Raw genomic sequence first — 1,518 nt, forward strand, 5'->3', positions numbered from 1 at the left:
CGCTCACGCAGTTCGTCGGGGTACTTACGGGGAGCAGCCATGATCGACATCCTTCCGGGTCTTCGATGTCTCCATCAAACCCGGGGCGGTTCACCATGCCTGATCAGCGGAAACTCAACGATCACATCCGGTACGACAACGGCTTCTTACGGGACAACCCATAGTCAGCACCTCCCGCACAGCGGGGGAACCTCAGATACAACCTCACAGCTTGATCAAGCCGGTCCCTCGGGAAGAGCTACACCCAACGCCAATCGCTTCACCACCACGCTCTAACGCCCGTCTTGTTACACACTGAACTGGAAGGCAACCGGGATCCGGCTGCCCGGGGGATTCGTCTTGGTCGGTGACACGCGGTGCGCGTTCAACCCTGCCCGCAGAGGGGTATGACAATGGCAGCCCACACTGCCCAGGCACCGCAGCAAGCCCGGCAGGCTGAAGGCACCGAATCCACGAGCTCCATTCAGTCGTTGCAGCAGGAGGCACGGTGTATCCAGGTCTGGCCCTGGATGATGTTGACGAGTGATGACCCGGTCTGGGCCGCGAAGGGAGGGGCGTACCCTTCCGAATCATCCTGTGCATGGCGCACCGTGACACAAGCAACGACTACAGAGAGCGGTCAACCACGTCGGCCCCGCTGCACGGAAGCCGATGGCCATGAGCACAGAGAATCGCCAAGTCATCGGGGCCGCTTGAACAGACGGGAGAGCTGACTGTGTGTATCGACTGCAAGATCGAAAGCGAGCAAGAGGCGGACAAACACCTGGCTGAGTGTGAAGTGGACGATTGCATTCAATGCTGGTCCATCAGGCTGGAACGCAACGATCCCTACTCGTCCCTGCGCCCCCTCTGATCCGGTGCACCAACCGAACCGGTAGGTCCCTTCGGCCGCGGTGAAGGCGCCGTGAGGGTCTGGAGGCTCGCTCGTGACCCTCGTGATCTTCGGCTACGGCGAGGCGGCTTTGGGCGATGAGCGTGGCGAACCGTCCGAGCCGGACGAGGGACCGGCACATCCGGACACCGGCATCCGGTTCGCTGCCCTGTCATAGGGCGTACAGATCTTCAACTCGTCTTTGACCTTGGCATGGGTGGGGTCGGGAGCGAGGAACGTCGCGACGTCGGTCGGTGTGCAACGGCGGGCGGCAGAAGCGTTGAGGCAGTTTCCGTGTGCTTCCAAGAGTGGGTGGACTTCCTGTATTCGCGCGGCTGATGGTCATGAACCATCGAGGCTGACGCCCGTTTCACCCTGTGGTGAGCGGGACAGACGTTGGCCGAGGAAATCCGGTCGGCCGCTGGAACAGGGCACCGCTGCTTCGCCCGGCTACGTTCACGGAACGCACGTGCGTGAAGCCTCGGTCTGTGTAGTACTTTGCAAGTTTCTCATTGGTGCGCCAGGCATCCAGGCGAAGTAGTTGCTTCCCCTGTGAACCGCCCCGGGTTTGATGGAGACATCGAAGACCCGGAAGGATGTCGATCATGGCTGCTCCCCGTAAGTACCCCGACGAACTGCGTGAGCGT

At 61.4% G+C, this 1,518-nt stretch carries 1 protein-coding gene; it reads left to right on the forward strand.

Annotated features, from left to right (window positions below; all coding sequences use genetic code 11):
- Positions 1-926: 926 nt before the first annotated feature.
- Positions 927-1,049: a hypothetical protein gene (locus ACIBEA_RS44545; RefSeq protein WP_399270293.1), complete on the forward strand. Its 123-nt coding sequence runs from the start codon at positions 927-929 to the stop codon at positions 1,047-1,049.
- The last annotated feature ends 469 nt before the right edge of the window (positions 1,050-1,518 follow it).

This window comes from Streptomyces sp. NPDC051555 (assembly GCF_044454405.1).
GTDB lineage: Bacteria > Actinomycetota > Actinomycetes > Streptomycetales > Streptomycetaceae > Streptomyces.